General features: G+C 67.1%; 11 protein-coding genes. 2 read left to right on the top strand and 9 right to left on the bottom strand.

Going from position 1 to position 15,892, the window contains the following annotated elements; all coding sequences use genetic code 11:
* Positions 1-18 precede the first annotated feature (18 nt).
* The 3 genes from ABZ412_RS34430 to ABZ412_RS34420 all read right to left on the bottom strand — a co-directional run bounded on the left by ABZ412_RS34430 (position 19) and on the right by ABZ412_RS34420 (position 3,152).
* Complete coding sequence (locus tag ABZ412_RS34430; protein ID WP_357289129.1) at positions 19-1,047, bottom strand: agmatine deiminase family protein; 1,029 nt, start codon at positions 1,045-1,047, stop codon at positions 19-21.
* A gap of 184 nt (positions 1,048-1,231) precedes the next feature.
* A complete protein-coding gene (locus tag ABZ412_RS34425) occupies positions 1,232-1,462 on the bottom strand; it encodes a hypothetical protein (protein WP_357289058.1) in 231 nt (76 codons plus the stop codon).
* Complete coding sequence (locus ABZ412_RS34420; RefSeq protein ID WP_357289054.1) at positions 1,449-3,152, bottom strand: amidohydrolase; 1,704 nt, start codon at positions 3,150-3,152, stop codon at positions 1,449-1,451. Before ABZ412_RS34420 ends, ABZ412_RS34425 begins: the two co-directional genes overlap by 14 nt.
* Positions 3,153-3,588: 436 nt before the next feature.
* Here ABZ412_RS34420 and ahpC point away from each other — a divergent pair, with 436 nt between their 5' ends.
* Together ahpC and ahpF are read left to right on the top strand one after the other, a co-directional pair.
* On the top strand, positions 3,589-4,152 hold the full coding sequence (ahpC, locus tag ABZ412_RS34415) for an alkyl hydroperoxide reductase subunit C (protein WP_357289051.1): 564 nt from the start codon (positions 3,589-3,591) through the stop codon (positions 4,150-4,152).
* 50 nt (positions 4,153-4,202) lie between these two features.
* Complete coding sequence (gene ahpF, locus ABZ412_RS34410) at positions 4,203-5,783, top strand: alkyl hydroperoxide reductase subunit F (RefSeq protein ID WP_357289048.1); 1,581 nt, start codon at positions 4,203-4,205, stop codon at positions 5,781-5,783.
* Between the two features lie 70 nt (positions 5,784-5,853).
* Here ahpF and ABZ412_RS34405 read toward each other — a convergent pair whose 3' ends face one another.
* From ABZ412_RS34405 to ABZ412_RS34380, 6 genes are all read right to left on the bottom strand, one after another.
* Positions 5,854-7,026: a cytochrome P450 gene (locus tag ABZ412_RS34405; protein ID WP_357289046.1), complete on the bottom strand. Its 1,173-nt coding sequence runs from the start codon at positions 7,024-7,026 to the stop codon at positions 5,854-5,856.
* Positions 7,027-7,483: 457 nt separating this feature from the next.
* A complete protein-coding gene (locus ABZ412_RS34400) occupies positions 7,484-8,344 on the bottom strand; it encodes an acetylxylan esterase (RefSeq protein WP_357289043.1) in 861 nt (286 codons plus the stop codon).
* Positions 8,345-8,552: 208 nt separating this feature from the next.
* Complete coding sequence (locus ABZ412_RS34395) at positions 8,553-9,809, bottom strand: helix-turn-helix domain-containing protein (protein WP_357289041.1); 1,257 nt, start codon at positions 9,807-9,809, stop codon at positions 8,553-8,555.
* 1,037 nt (positions 9,810-10,846) lie between these two features.
* On the bottom strand, positions 10,847-14,143 hold the full coding sequence (locus tag ABZ412_RS34390; RefSeq protein WP_357289038.1) for a protein kinase: 3,297 nt from the start codon (positions 14,141-14,143) through the stop codon (positions 10,847-10,849).
* A 519-nt stretch (positions 14,144-14,662) separates the two neighbouring features.
* On the bottom strand, positions 14,663-14,854 hold the full coding sequence (locus ABZ412_RS34385) for a hypothetical protein (protein WP_357289135.1): 192 nt from the start codon (positions 14,852-14,854) through the stop codon (positions 14,663-14,665).
* 157 nt (positions 14,855-15,011) lie between these two features.
* Entirely contained in the window at positions 15,012-15,335 is a 324-nt protein-coding gene (locus ABZ412_RS34380; protein WP_357289035.1) for a hypothetical protein, read from the bottom strand.
* Positions 15,336-15,892 lie beyond the last annotated feature (557 nt).

Here is a 15,892-nt window from a genome sequence, read left to right as displayed (position 1 = left end):
CGACTTTCAAAACACGGCCTAGTCCACCGGTTCCTGCTGCGTGGTGCAGTGGATACCGCCGCCACCCCAGGCGATGCCGTCGATGTTCACCTGCACGATCTGCCGGTTCGGGAACAGCCGGGCCAGGGTGGACTTGGCGGCCGAATCCGCTTCGGCGTCACCGAATTCCGGGGCGATGACTGCGCCGTTGCAGACGTAGAAGTTGATGTACCCGGCCGCGAAGTCCTTGGTCTTGTACTCGGGCCGGACCTGGGTCGGCGCCTTGATGACCTCCACCTGCACCTGCCGGCCGCGCGCATCGGTGGCCGTCTTCAGGATCTCGAGGTGGCGCTTGGTGACGTCGTGGTCGTAGGACTTCGGGTCGGTGTCGAGCGCGGCCACCACCACCCCGGGCCGGGCGAAGCGGGCGTAGAAGTCGGTATGCCCGTCGGTGATGTCCTGCCCCGCGATACCGGGCAGCCAGATGATCTTCTTCAGCCCGAGCAGCTTGTCCAGTTCGGCCTCGACATCGGCCTTGCTCCAGCCGGGGTTGCGATTGGCGTTGAGCACACAGCTCTCGGTGATGATGGCGGTGCCCTCGCCGTCGACCTCGATCCCGCCGCCCTCGAGCACCAGCTCGGTCGACACGGTCCGCGCCCCCGCGCGACCGGCGACCAGGCCCGCCACCCGCGCGTCCTGCCCGTGCGCCTGCTTGTTGCCCCACCCGTTGAAGTTGAAGTCGACCCCGGCCTTGCCGCCGCCGCCCTTGACGAACACCGGCCCGGTGTCGCGCATCCACAGATCGTCGAGCGCGGCGGGCACCAGCTCGACGTTCGCCCCGCCGATCAGCCCGCGCGCGATGTCCGTCTCCTCGGGACGGACCAGCATCGACACCGGCTCGAACCGCGCGATGGCCTGCGCGATCGAGGCCAGGTTGCGCTGGGCCTCGGGCAGCACGTCACCATAGGCGGCACTCGCTCCGAACGCCATCCAGGTGCGCTTGTGCGGCTCCCCTTCCTCCGGCATCGACCACGGCCGGTCGCCGCCCCCACTGCCGGTGGCGGGCATGGCCGAGGCGGCCTTGGCGGCGAGGAGCACCCCGCCGACCACACCGATACCCGTCTGTACGAACCGACGACGCTGCATACATATCTCCCAAAAATCCGGTCTTGCTCGAAGGCTGCAACGGTATCCCTGACTAAAAATTCAGTCAAGGAGTGAGCGGCAGGAGTCCCCGGCCGTCGCGAACAGGTCAGTGCGCCAGCGTCAGCGTGGGCGGGGGCCGACGGAAACCGCGGGTCAGGATGCCGAGGTAGAGCACGCCCGCACTCAGCCAGACGGCGCCGATCACCAGGGTCCGTCCCATGTACACCAGGCCGAACAGGATCAGCGACGGCAGGCCGAGGACGCGCCGCAGCTGGGCGTCACCGGTGGGGTCGCCGGTCCGAGCCCGGGGTGTGGTCCGGGCTTCAGGGAAGGTCATCGTCGTTCTCGCATTCGATGGTCGTGCGGTTCCCCGCCGCGGCGAGGCGGTAGGTGGTGTGTCCGGCCAGCCAGGTCTCCAGCACCTTGATCTCCGGGATCGATGGCGGGGCAGACGATCTCGGGTCGGTGTCGAGCCACACCAGATCGGCGGCGGAACCGGGGGCCAGAGTCCCCCACGCGGCGTCGCGGCGGTCCGCGAAGGCCTGGTGGGCGACGCCGGCGGTGTAGGCGTCCAGGGCGGTGGTGATGTCGAGGAGCTCGGCGGGAATCCAGCCGCCGCTCAGTTCACCCGCGGCGTTGCGGCGGGTCACCGCCGTCGCGATGCCGTCGAGCGGAATCGCCGACGACACCGGCCAATCGGAGCCGAACGCCAGGCGGGCGCCGCTCTCGGCCAGGCTCCGGAAAGGGTATTGGCGTTCGGAACGCCGAGCGCCGAGCCGGGGCATGGTCAGATCGACCATGACGGGGTCGAGTTGCGCCCACAGCGGCTGCACATTCGCCACCACGCCGAGTGCGGCGAACCGTGGAATGTCGTCGGGGCTGATCAGTTGCGCGTGGGCGATCACCGGTCGCCGGTCGCGCGGCCCGTTGCGGTCGGCGCAGGCCACGACCGCGTCGAGTGCCGACCGGACCGCCGCATCGCCGATGGCGTGGATGTGCAGCTGGAACCCGGCGGCGTCGACGGCCGCGGCGGCGTCGGCCAGCGCCGCGGGCTCCCAGGTGTCCATGCCGCGCGAATGGCGGTGGGTGCAATACGGTTCGAGCAGCGCCGCGGTCTCGTTCTCGATGATGCCGTCGGCGAAGAACTTGACCGAATTCGCGGTCAGCAGTGGGTGATCGAGGGTCCGGACCCGGGCGCGGGAGGCGAGCAGGGTGGGCAGGTCCTCGGTGAACCGGCGCGGGTCGGCCAGCAGCGCCAGGTTCACGCGGGTCGACAGCGCACCGGAGCGAGCGGCCTCGAGGTAGACGGCGACGTCGGACGCCTCCACCCAGGCGTCTTGCACCCAGGTGACACCGTGCCGCGCGTACTGCGCGGTCGCGCGCCGCAGCGCGTCGACCCGCGCGGTGGTCTCGCCGGCGGGTGCGGCGGCCAGGAGCAGGTCCACCGCCCCGGCCTCGCGCAGCGTGCCGAGTGGGCTCCCGTCCAGCCGCCTCGGGATCTCGCCGAGCACCGGTTCGGGTGTGTCGGCGGTGATGCCGGCCAGTTCGAGCGCCGCCGAATTGCACCAGACCGTGTGATAGTCCCAGGCCCGCAACAAGACTGGGCGGTCCGGGACCGCGTTGTCGAGCCAGGCGGCGTCGAAGAGCCCGTCGGGGGCGAGACTGCTGTCGTAGCCCGCGCCGATGATCCAGCCGGGGCCGGGATGCCGCCCGGCCCATCGACGCAGCACTTCGGCGATCTCGGAAACGCTTGTGCAGGTTCGCACCTGAGGGCCGACGGCCTCCAGTCCGCCGAAGATGGGATGCGCGTGCCCCTCGCCGAACGCGGGCATCAGGAAGCCTCCGCGCAGATCGACGGTCCGCAGATCACCGGCCGGCACGGTCCGGGACCACCGCACGGCGTCCGCGCCGACCGCTACGACCCGGCCGTCCGCGATGCCGAGCGTCTCGTATTCGGGCTCTCCCGGCGACCAGATCGACCCACCGAGGAACAATGTGGGGCGTTTCCGCGGGCCTTGGGCACGCAAATGACGATCCCTACTCTCGCACGCCTATTGTGATGTGAGTCACGTGAACTGAAGTCATTATGCGGCGAATTCGAGAATATGCAACCTGCCTTGTCGGCGAAACTCGGCCATGTTTCCACACCGAAACGTACATTGGCTTCGAGCGGTCGATTTGCATGCGTGACCGCCGTGCCGATCCGCCGATTTAATGCCCCCTCACCTGCGCATACGTCGAACTTTTCGGTCGAACTCCGACCCAGGACGACACCCGCGCAGCCAGCCCCCGGTGAGGCATCGGTCACACTTCCGATCGCGGCACGGATCGCGGCAGAAACCCTGTCCAGCCCTTATTGCCTAGTACTATCAATCAAAGAATGAATTCCGATTGGTTCTATCAATTAGCGCTCGATAGTTTCGAAAACAGCGATCCCACCACCTTTCGGAATGAGGCCAATTCATGTCGCTGATCAACAAGCGGATCAAGTCCTTCTCGGCGGAGGCGTTCAAGGACGGCTCCTTCGTGACCGTTTCGGACGCGGACATCCAGGGCAAGTGGGCGGTCTTCTTCTTCTACCCGGCCGACTTCACCTTCGTGTGCCCGACCGAGCTCGGCGACCTCGCCGACCACTACGACGAGCTGCAGCGCCTGGGCGTCGAGGTCTTCTCCGTCTCCACCGACACCCACTTCACGCACAAGGCGTGGCACGCGTCCTCCGACACCATCGGCAAGATCAAGTACGCCATGATCGGCGACCCCGCCCTCCGGATCAGCGCCGACTTCGGGGTGCTTCGCGAGGACGAGGGCCTGGCCGACCGCGGCACCTTCCTGGTCGACCCGGACGGCGTCGTCCAGTTCACCGAGGTCACCGCGGAGGGCATCGGCCGCAACGCATCCGAGCTGCTGCGCAAGGTCAAGGCCGCCCAGTACGTTCGCTCGCACCCGGGCGAGGTCTGCCCGGCCAAGTGGGAAGAGGGCGAGGAGACCCTGGCCCCGTCCCTGGAGCTCGTCGGCAAGATCTGATTCGCCGACGCCTGCCCGCACCCGTTCCCGACCCATCGGAGTAGACCCGCATGCTCGACGCCTCGCTCGCACGCCAACTGAAGACACTGCTGGAGAAGGTGACTCAGCCGATCGAGCTGGTGTCCACCCTCGATGACCGCCCCAAGTCCGCGGAACTCGCCGAACTCCTCGACGAGATCGCCGGTCTGTCGGATCTGGTCACCCACGCGCGCACCGGCGACGACCCGCGCCGGCCGTCGTTCGTGATCCGCCGCGCGGGCACCGGCATCGAGGTCGGGTTCGCCGGAATCCCACTCGGACACGAGTTCTCGTCTTTGGTTCTCGCGCTGCTGCAGGTCGGCGGCCACCCCTCGAAGGAGGCCGCGGAGCTGCTCGCCCAGGTGCGCGATCTCGAGGGCGAGTTCCACTTCGAGACCTATTTCTCCCTGTCCTGCCAGAACTGTCCCGATGTCGTGCAGGCGCTGAACCTGATGTGCGTCCTGAACCCGACCATCACGCACACCGCGATCGATGGGGCACTGTTTCAGGACGAGGTCGCCAACCGCCAGGTGATGGCGGTGCCGAGCGTGTTCCTCAATGGTGAACCGTTCGGCTCGGGCCGGATGAGCCTCGAGCAGATCGTCGGCCGGCTCGATGTCGGGGCCGCGGCGCGCACCGCCACCGCGATCTCCGAGAAGGACCCCTTCGACGTGCTCGTCGTGGGCGGCGGACCGGCGGGAGCCACCGCGGCGATCTACGCGGCGCGCAAGGGAATTCGGACCGGAGTCGTGGCGGAGCGCTTCGGCGGTCAGGTGCTCGACACGGTGGGCATCGAGAATTTCGCCTCGGTGCCCTACACCGAGGGCCCGAAGCTCGCCGCCGCGCTGGACGACCATGTTCGCCGGTACGACGTCGACATCATGAACGCGCAGCACGCCACGGCGCTGATCCCGGCGGTCACGGAGCAGGGTCTGGTCGAGGTGGAGCTCGCGAGCGGTGTGCGCCTGCTGGCGCGCAGCGTGATCCTCTCCACCGGGGCGCGGTGGCGGTCGATGAACGTTCCCGGCGAGACCGAATACCGGAACAAGGGCGTCACCTACTGCCCGCACTGTGACGGCCCCTTGTTCAAGGGCAAGCGCGTGGCGGTGATCGGGGGCGGGAATTCCGGCGTCGAGGCCGCCATCGATCTCGCCGGGATCGTCGCGCACGTGACGCTGGTCGAATTCGACGCCGAGCTGCGTGCCGACGAAGTCCTGCAGCGCAAGCTCCGCAGCCTGCCCAATATCGACATCCTGCTCAGCGCGCAGACGACCGAGGTGGTCGGCGACGGCGTCAAGGTCACCGGCCTGACCTACGCCGATCGCACGACCGGGGCGTGGCATTCGGTCGACGTGGATGGCGTCTTCGTCCAGATCGGACTGCTACCCAACACCGAATGGCTCTCCGGCACTGTCGATCTCACCCCGCGCGGTGAGATCGTCATCGATGATCACGGCCACACGTCCGTTCCCGGCGTGTACGCGGCGGGCGACTGCACCACGGCCCCGTTCAAGCAGATCATCGTCGCCGCCGGCGCCGGAGCGACGGCGGCCCTCGGTGCGTTCGACCACCTGATCCGCACCAGCCCGGCCCTCGAAACCGGTGCGCGATAGCTCACCCGAGCGGACCGAGGTACCCGTCGGTCCCGGTTCGTCCGCGAGTCCGGTGCCGGGTCCGCCACGATCACGGGACCAGGGGCAGGGAGGGCGGAAAGGTCACCGGGACGGTGACCGGGGCGCGATGGAAAGTGCTGGTGCGCCATGGCAGTTCGGACAGGGGGACCGCGAGTTTGATGTCGGGGAGGGCATCGAGGAGTTGGTCGAGGGCCCCGCGAGCGATGATGGAGGCTATCGGCTGGGCCGGACAGGTGTGGGCGCCCGAACCCCAGGCGAGGTGGGAGCGATTGCCGGTGTGGTCGCCGGAGACGGCGGGGTCGTTATTGCACGCGGTAATGCTGATCAGGACCGGTTGGTTCGCTGGGAGCCAGGAGCTGCCCACCAGCTGGGGCTGCTGCGGGTAGCGGGGGCATGCGTTGGCGAGCGGGGGGTCGGTGAACAGGACCTTGTCGATGGCGTCGCGCAGTTGGAGGGAGCCGGCGAGGACGTCGTCATGGAAGGAGGTGTCGTCGGCCATCAGGACCAGGGCGCTGACGATGAGATTCCAGGTCGATTCCGCGCCCATGGCGTAGAGCTCGGCCAGTTGTTCGACGATCTCGGCATCGGCGAAACCGGCGGCGTGGCCGATCAGGGTCGAGGTGACGTCGCGGTCCGGGGAACGCCGCCTGATGGCTACCGATTCGGCCAGGACGGCGCGGAATCGGCGCTCGGCGAGGTCTGCGGCGGCCGTGTCGGTGGCCTCGATCAGATCCATCAGTGCGGCGCCGGCTTCCGCGCCGAGCACGAGCGGCAGGCCCATCAACTCGTTGAGGACGCGCAGGGTGAGCGGGCGGGCGTAGTCGGCGAGCAGGTCGGCCTGCCCGACGCCGCAAAAACTGTTGATCAATGGCACAGCGGCGGATTCGACCGTGTCGAGGAGCCGGTACTGGTCGATGTCGGCCATTGCGGCCAGATAGGCCGAACGGTGGGTCGATCGGCCCTTGTCCGACGATTCCACGGGACCCCACTCCATGATGGGCATGACCGGGCAGCTCTCCGGAATGGTCTCCTCCCAGGCACGCGAATCGGCCGGAAAGCGCTCGGGGTCACCGAGAATCCGTAGCGCCTCGCGATAGCCGAGGACCAGAACGGCAGGAATTCCGGCGGCCAGTTCGATGGGCGCCACAGGGCCGTACCGGCGGCGCAGGTCCTCGTACGCGCGGTGCGGGTCGGCGGCGAATTCTGGCGAGTGCAGCTTCACTCGCGCGGCTCCGCGCAGCGGTTCGGCACTGGAAACTCGAACATCTTCAACGTGCAACTCCCATGAACGGGTGAAACATGATCGGTGAGAAGTGCTCAGAACAAACGAAATCACGTCGGTGATTGCTGCGGGGATGCGATCGGTCCTGTGCCGCATCGATATCCCGTAACCTGCGCGGACCCTGCAGTCCGGTCCGCGGCGATGCTACCGACGTGCCGGAGAGACCGTGATACGCCTGTCTATCCGGCGACACGTTAAACATGCTCCGCTGTAACAGGTTTCGTTCACTCGTCGAATGTTACCCCCAGCTACCATCGCGCGCATCCTGGAGTAGGTGAGGATAGTCGAGCAGCAGTCGTGTTGTTGCTCATGGTATGTCGGAAATTAGCTGATCCCTGTGATCCGCTGTGGTGCGCACCCGTCTCCGAATTCGGGTGCGCACCTTGCCCATCGAGTGTCAGCCCGGAATCTGGTTGGCCAATCCGTTTCGCCGGAAATCGGAGAACTGCTGGGAGTCAGTGCAGAAGCCGCAGTCGGGGCCGAAGAATTCGGTGCGGGCGTTCGCGTCGTCCATCAGCCAGTACCGGAGCCAGGCCATGGACGGGCCGCGCATGTCCCCACCTGTGATGCCGGTGCCGAAGTGGGTGGCCCCGCGCAGCTCCGCGTACTCGGCCGGGGCCTGGTCGACGGCGTTGTACATGGCCTTCACCAGGACCGGCCACACGATCGCGTCGAACTGGCCGGCGAGGAACAGCGACGGCTTGTGGAGCTGGCCGGGGTCGTTGAGGGGTCCCGGCTGGATCGCGACGACCGTGTCGACGCGGGGGTCGACGGCGGCGTTGATCGCACCCGACCCGCCCTGGGAGTGTCCCGCGGACCCGATCCGGTCCAGGTTGACCTTGCCGTAGAAGACGCTGGATGGATCACCGTTGAGCTTCTCGATGAGGTCGATCCCGCTGCGCATGGTGATCGCGAAATTGCTCACGGGCGTATTGGCTGCCACCACGATGAAGCCGTGGCTGGCGTAGTGGCGCAGCAGCAGGGTGTACGCCCCGGGCAGCACGCCGGTCCCGTTGCCCCAGATGATCACCGGGTGCTTCTCCCCGTGCGCGCCCATGGTCTGCGGGTAGTACAGCGTGTGCACGACACCGATACTGACCTCCGGCGAATAGGGGCCCGCCGCAGCCCAGTTCCGGCCCACGCTCGGAATGCCGTCGGCGTGGGCGGGCGGCGCGACGCCGGTGAGAGTCAGCGCGGTGACCGCCGCCGTGACGAGGGCCGTCACGGCGGCGCGGAGGATGGAGGTGCGAATGCGCATGCGCGAACACCGTCCCTTTCGAATGCGGCCCGGAGGGCGGATTACACACCGGCGCAGCGTGACTGCGGTCCGGCGACTAGGCCGTTTGCCTGGCGGAAAGCTATGGCGCGTTCCCGCCGCGTGCGGCCGGAATCCGTTTCCCGGCGAAAGTCTTGTGCCTGAGCACAGACGGGCGGTCGTGAGACTGTTTCGCCTGCCCAGACCGGGGCTATCGGCGGGCCGCCTCGACCGCCAGCGCGAGCTCGATCATCGCGCGGGGTTCGGCGATGGACCGGCCGGTGAGCTCCTCGACCCGCCGCAACCGGTTCAGCACGGTGTTGCGGTGGCAATACAGGATCGCCGCCGCACCCGCCGCCGAGCCGCCCGTGTCGAGCCACGCGGTCACGGTGGCCAGCAACACGTCACGCTCGGCCGCGGGCAATCCGAGCACCGGGCCGAGCACTACGGACCGGAGTCGCTCGGCGAGGTCGGACTGCGCGGCCACCAGGGCGGCGGGCAGTCGCCGATCGAGCACCACCACCTCGTCGGCGCCGGGCGCGCAGGTCTGCAAGGCGATCTCTGCCAGCCAACGGGCCCTGGCCAATTCCGCCAGCGAACCCACCACCGGACTGATCCCGGCCGCCACCCCGTGCTCCTGGAGTAGCCGGGCAGGTTCGGTCAGTGGGTCACCACCAAGCGCGATCAGCCCCACCTCGTGGTCGGCACGGATCCGCCACAGGATGTGAAAACCGTTGGTGGCCGGGCGCCCCCGATCGCGGGGCAGACCCGCGATCGGGGTCACCGACCGCACCGCGGCCACCGCGTAGCGGGCCCGCTCGGGCAGGCCGAGGAACGCCGACGCCTCCGCAACCAGTCCCGCGCCCCCACCTGCGGGAAACGTCGCTCCCGGACCCCCGAGCAGCACGTCGAGCACCGCGTTGCGCCGCTCACCGTCCCGTGCCAGCCGCTCCGACTCCACCGCCTGGTAGGCCTCGGTGACAGCCCCGATCAGCAGATCGACGATGTCCCACAGATCACCCACGCACGGCAGCAGATCCGGCAGCGAGGCCGGATCCTTCTCCGTCACCGTCGCGATCATCGCCTCCCACAGCAGCCGACAGCCCCGCCGGTACGCGTCCTGCAGCGAGGCCAGCGGCAGCCCTTGCCCCGCCCGCGTCCGCCCGGTCCAGGTCGCGTCGGAGAGATCGATCGGCTGGTCCTGCGAACGGTCCAACATCGAGGCCACGGTCTGACGCAGATTGCGCAGGATCGTGTCCCGCAACTCCGCGGGCGCGATCAGCGCGGCGTATGCGGCGTCGTCTGTGATGATCCGCTCGGACAGACCGGTGGCGATAGCGGGCAACCGATCCGAGAGCGGCTCGGCCACGGCGGCCAGGATGTGCGATGTCTTGTCCCGGTCCAGCACCTGGCCGCCGCCTTCCTCCACCAACGACCCCGCGGCCACGCAACGCTGCGCGACCAGCATGGTAGCCCGCCCGCCCCGGGGTGTAACCCAGAACTTATTGCAATCCAACCGCAATACAGCACCGGCTGGTGGTGCACCACCTCGGACAACACCCAACCGTCCGATCGAAATCATCGGCGGCCCCGACAAACTCGTCGAGTCTCGGCGGCGTGTTGGACGGACCCGACTGCAACATCGTCATAGGCACCGCGAGACGAGTAGTTCCGAAGTCGGGAACCCGAAGACCTCCCTGCCCAAATGCGCTCGTCGAGCGGCGTGGGCGAGAGCGCCGCCGAAAAGTCCGCCGGCGGTCGCCACCGACCAGGCTTTGTTCGTCCGTGTCGGCGGTAATTCGGTTGCGGTTGTGTGCGATTGCGGTCTCCCCAGCGGACGGCATCGGCCCGCAATCCGGGGACCACCACGATGATGGGTGCGACGAGGGCGGGTTCGCCTTGCGGGGTTCCCCACGACACGATCGCCGGTACCGGCTGTCCGGGCGCCGGCCATGGCGGCGAGATGCGCTGCGCGGTGGGTCGATCGGCCGGCGCCGACAGATTCGACGGGCCCCCACTCCATGATGGGCATGACCGGGCAGCCCTCTGGAATACCCGACTGCCAAGAGCGTGGATCGGCCGGAAAGTGTTCGGGGTCACCGAGAAACCGAAGCGCCTCGCGATAGCCGAGGACCAGAGCGGCAGGGATACCGGCGGCCAGTTCGATGGGCGCCACGGGGCGTACCGATGGCGTAGGTCCTCGTAGGCGCGGTGCGGATCCGCGGCGAATGCGGGCGATTAACGACGTTCCCTTCGCGTTTGCTGCACAGCACCGATCGCATTCCTGACAGCGGAGCATGTTTGACGTGACGGTTGGCAGTCCGAGCGCACCACCGAACGCGTCTACGCCGCAGGAGGTTTCGCCGCCCCGACGCAAGCAGTCCCGCGGATTTGGTCGAGAACCGGCGCAAAGCCCGAGCCATGCACCGCCCCACCGGTATCGCAGCGGCTCAGGCGCTGATCCACAGCCAAGAGGGTGGTCGCCTTCTCGGGAACGCTCCGCTCTCAACCATGTCCCGGTTGGCTCTGCTGGGCCACCCATGCGGCGATCTGGGCGCGTGTGGTGAATTCGAGTTTGGTCAGGATGTGTTCGACGTGTCCGTTCGCGGTCCGCAAAGAAATGCGCAGCCGATCAGCGATGGCCCTGTTGGTCAGGCCGGAGGCGACGAGGTCGGCCACCTCCCCCTCCCGAATTGTCAACCGCGACTGACCATCAGCCGCGGCCCTCGGTTGCTCCCCCAGCGCATAGTCGATCGCGGCGTCGAGATCCAGTGCGGCGCCTTCGCGGTAGGCGGTGTCGAAGGACCGCTGGCCCAGGCTGTGGCGAGCGGCTTGCTTGCAGCCCTCGTGCTGATCCACAAAGTCCGGATACAGCACGGCGGAACCGCCAATCGTCCGAGAGAGGGCTCGCGCGGCACCCAGCAACACGGCCGCGCGCCGCGCGCTGCCCTCCGCTCCTACAATCCAGGCCAGTGTTTCCAGGGCTATCGCGGCCATGAACGGGTCCTTCTGCTGCCCGATCAGCCGCAGTCCCTCCCGCACCAGCCGCAGAGCCCTGTCACTATCACCCTGGCGCCACACCGCAACCGCTGTGTCGCACAAGGCATAAGACCGATGTACAGCATCGCCGTGGGACTCCGTGACCGCGAGGGCCTGCTCGTGATACGAGAGGGCCGCAGCGGTGTCCTCCCGGAATTCGTGCACCCAGCCGAGTCCGAGCAGAGCCCAGATCTGGCCGTAGACGTCGCCCTGGGCGGTGAATGACTCGAGTGCGGCCTCCAAGGGGGCACGTGCTCGCGCAGGATCGTCGCCGCTGCGGACCGCGTGGAGACCTGTGGCGAGATCCGCGAACGCGTGCACGATCGGATGCTCGGTCCGATCAGCCAGGGCCTGCGCCTGCATCACCAGTGAGGCCGCTGCCGCCAGATCGTTCTGGGAAACTGTCACGATGGTGGCGCGCCACAGTGCCTTGGCGCGTAGCACCGTCGCAGTCGTGGGTCCGCCGGCGAGGGCGCGATTGAGCCAGTACCGTGCCTCGGCCAGCTGACCGTGGGAGAACCAAAATGGTTGCAGGGCCGCCGCGAGCGACAAGGCGGCCTCGGATTCCGCCTCAGCACCGGTCAGGCAGAACTCCAGCGCCTCGCGCAGGTTCGATTGTTCGCGGTCGAGAGAGGCGATCCAGTCGAGCTGGCGCGGGCTGATCCAGTCGGCCTCGGCGCGCTCGGCGAGCCGTCGATACCAATCCAGATGGCGGCAACGGAACTTCGTGTACTCGTGGGCCTCTTCGAGCTTCTCGCGGCCGTATTCGAGCACCGTCTCGAGCAACCGGAATCGCACCAGCGAGCCCGGCCCCTCCCGGATCAGAATGGACTTGTCGACCAGGGCGGCAAGTACATCCGGCACATCCTCCGTCATCAAGTCGTCTCGGCACACATGTTCGACGGCGTCGAGTTCGAAGCTGCCGGCGAACACCGACATCCGCGCCCAGAGCGTTTGTTCGGCCGGGCTGCACAGCGAATAGCTCCAGTCGATGCACCACCTGAGGGTCTGCTGGCGGCTGGGGGCGCTGCGGCTGCCGCGCGTGAGAAGTACATACCGGTCGGTGAGCCGCCGCATGATCTGCTCGGGAGACAGCGTCCGCAACCGAGCCGCCGCCAATTCTATCGCCAACGGCAGCCCGTCGAGGCGGCGACAGATCTCGGTGACGGCGGCCACGTTGCCGTCCGTGAGCGCGAATCCTGGCACGACGGCGGCGGCCCGTTCGACGAACAGTGTGACGGCGTCATAGTGGGCCGCGTCCCGCAGTGACAGTTCTCGATCCGGGGCGGGCACGGTCAGTGGCTGCACCCGCAGCACCGCTTCGCCGTCTATGTCCAGAGGCTCGCGGCTGGTGGTGAGAATTCGTAGTTCGGGGCACGCACACAGCAAGGTCTCAGCGATCTTCGCCACCGTGTCGATGATGTGCTCGCAGTTGTCGAGCACCAGCAGCAACTGCTTCGGAGCCAGGAATCCGATCAACACATCGAGTACCGGCTTCCGTTGTGGCCGCAACCCGACGGCGGCGGCGATCACGCCGGGCAGCAGCGCACCGTCTTGCAGCTCCGCGAGCTGAACCAGCGCCACTGCGTGCGGACCCTTGCGTTGCGCACCTGCCGTGATCCGCAAGGCCAGTCGCGTCTTGCCCACCCCGCCGATCCCGGTCAAGGTCAACAGCCGCGAGCTCGTCAATAGGCTCTTGGCCTCGGTCAGTTCAACGCGCCGGCCGACAAAACTTGTCAGATCCAGCGGAAGAGCTGCCTCTGCGCCAGCCAACAAACCGGACGACTCGGGTCGTACTCGTGAGCGGTCAACGGCCGGCGGAATCAACGGAGCAGGAGCGCTTTCCTCCCGCTCAGCACCCGCCGCGGCCTGCACTGCCATGCCATCGACCGGCCACCCGTGCTCGGCCTGCAGTCGCTGCAGCTGCTCGCCCAACGCCGCCATGGAAGGCCGCTGCTCAGGGTCGCGGGCCATCGCACATTCGATGGCGGCCGAGATGTCGTCATCGATGCCGTGCACACGCAGATTTGGCGTCGGTTGCAGGGTAATTCGCGCGAATTGGGCGACCAGCTCCTCGCCGTTACGCCGCTCGAACGCCGCATGTCCGGTCAGCAACGCGAAGCAAGTAGCACCGAGGCTATAAACGTCCGCCGCCGCGGTCGGCTCCTCACCCGCCAGTACCTCCGGTGCGGTGAAGGCCGGCGAACCCGTTATCGTTCCGGTAACGGTGCGAAATCCGTCGCCAACGCGCGCGATCCCGAAATCGGTCAGTGCCAATTCGCCGTAATCGCTGATCAGGATGTTGCTGGGCTTTACGTCCCGGTGGAGGATGCCGAGCCGGTGCGCGGTCTCCAACGCCCCGGCAACCTGCACGCCCACGCGCAACGTCCCCTCCGCCGATAGCGGACCATGACGAGCAACTCTGGCAGCGAGGGAACCCCGCTGGTAGTAGGGCATTACCAGATACGGCCGACCGGACGCGGTGGTGCCCACCTCCAATACCCCGACGATGCGTGGATGTCCGGTCAGCCGGCCCATCGCCCGCTGCTCCCGGACGAACCGCTTCCGGTTGTCTTCCTCGAGGTCTGCGATCAGAACCTTTACCGCCACAATTCGATCCGACGCCGTCTGGGTGCAGTGATACACGATGCCGAAGCCGCCGCTCCCGACCTCCTGGGCATTCACGAATCCGGCAGCAGCCAGTTCCGCCGTGATCTCCGGGCCCACGGCATGGTGAGTTTCCACAGGGTCGGTTTCGCGCATCAGCTGTCCCTGCCTTCGTGACGTAGCCAGAATATCGCGCTGCCGAGCATATTGGCCTCGTTCTGTGGTGACGGCACACCGCACGAGCAACTCCATTTGATCGCAGCCATTACTGAAACCAGCCCATGGCGTCCATGCGCGAACTCTGTCGAGTCATGAAGCCCGGCTGGACGCGGTCAAAGTCGGCACCGGTCAGCGGCAGACCGTCTCGTGGACTGTGTTCAACCACGTCGTGCGACAGGCGCGTCCGCGATATGCAGGGGTCGTTCAGTCGACATTCGACCAATTCTGTTGTGCGACATGCCGATAGCAGAGAATTTCTCGGCGGTTGGGCATACTTCGGGTATCGAGGCTCGTCGCGACCGTAGTGGTGGGCGCGGCGGAATCCTTGCCGGGACCAGTTTTCGCCCAGCTGCGCCGGGATCGAGTGCCGCGGCGGGACCGGCACGTGATTGTGGGGTGGTGGATGGCGTTGGGTACTGCGGTGCCACCCAGCAGCCCGGCAGGCGAACCGCTCACTCACTCGCGAACACGCGCATCAGGTGAGCCGCGGCCGGCCGCAGGCATTCGGTTACGCCAACGGCGGTAGGCCCCGCCGGTGACCAGCAGGATCCGGTACGCGGAAACCAGAATCATCATGACCGCCATCAGCGCGGCGTCGAATATCGCGATCGGAGCCCGGGCGATGCGCTTGAAATTGCGGCGCAGCATGATCGCCGAATTGGCCAGTGGCGTGGAATGGTGTTCATCGTGCGACGGTCTCCATGGCGTGCCCGGTCAGGGCAAGGAAAACTCAGGGATGCGAACGGAAGCTCTTCGGCCTCGACTCGTTGCGGCGGGCGGCCGGGGAAAATCACTGACAGTCCGGTCAGGTGCGGACTTCCTGCACTGCGGCCCCGGCTCGGACCTCGAGGATGGCGAGCAGGACCATCCGGCACACGGACATGCCCGACAGATGTCCAGGCAACGTCAGCACTGTTTGCGCCTTGGCTCGGCGGCATTCCTGCACGAGATCGACGAATGCCGGGGGCAGTGTGGCGCTCTGCGGTGCCGGCTCGTGGAATACGGTGCCCAGCGCATACCCGAGTGAGCTGGCGGCGGCCCTCAATATGCTATCGCTGGAATTCGTGTCGCGATCACTCAGCAGGTCATCGCGCACGTATCCATAGGCAAGAGGCAGCAAAGCAGTCATCGAAAGCACCGGGCTTCCTGGTCGGTAGGCCACGAGAGGGTTATCTCCAGCGGCCGGGAGGGTGTGTCATCTGGATCTGTCAGCCCGGGGGCGGCATGTGGGCACCCTGTGGCATCGCTTTCGGTATGCGGGCGCGGCTGATGCGCTCACGGGAGTGGGCGGGTTGGAAAGACCACGGAGACAATGCCCTCCGGTTGCTGGGCATTCGGCGGGACCATGGAAACCTCCGCGATCGGTCCGGTGGATTTCGCTCCAGCATCGTCCGTGCGGAGTACTCTCACGACGGTTGAATGGCCGTGGTGACATACCTATTTTTGGCCGAGCGGCAGCGATTGTCGGTTGACAGCGGGCGTGCACGAGTTGGTTGGTGGCCCCGGATTTGTGCCACCACGCAGGCGAAACCCGCTGCGATAGCGATGCATGACGGGCATATGTTTGTTCCTCGCCCAACTAGTACTCCAACATCACTTCGTGATGTTTGCCTGTCTTCGCTGGTAGTGGGCTTGTTTGGCGCGGTGTTGATGTCTTCGTCGCCAGGTCGACCAGCGATATGCCAT

It is taken from the genome of Nocardia sp. NPDC005746 (assembly GCF_040630785.1).
Classification (GTDB): Bacteria; Actinomycetota; Actinomycetes; order Mycobacteriales; family Mycobacteriaceae; genus Nocardia.
The sequence above is the reverse complement of the archived record's forward strand: the minus strand, read 5'-3'. Positions and strand labels throughout refer to the sequence as shown.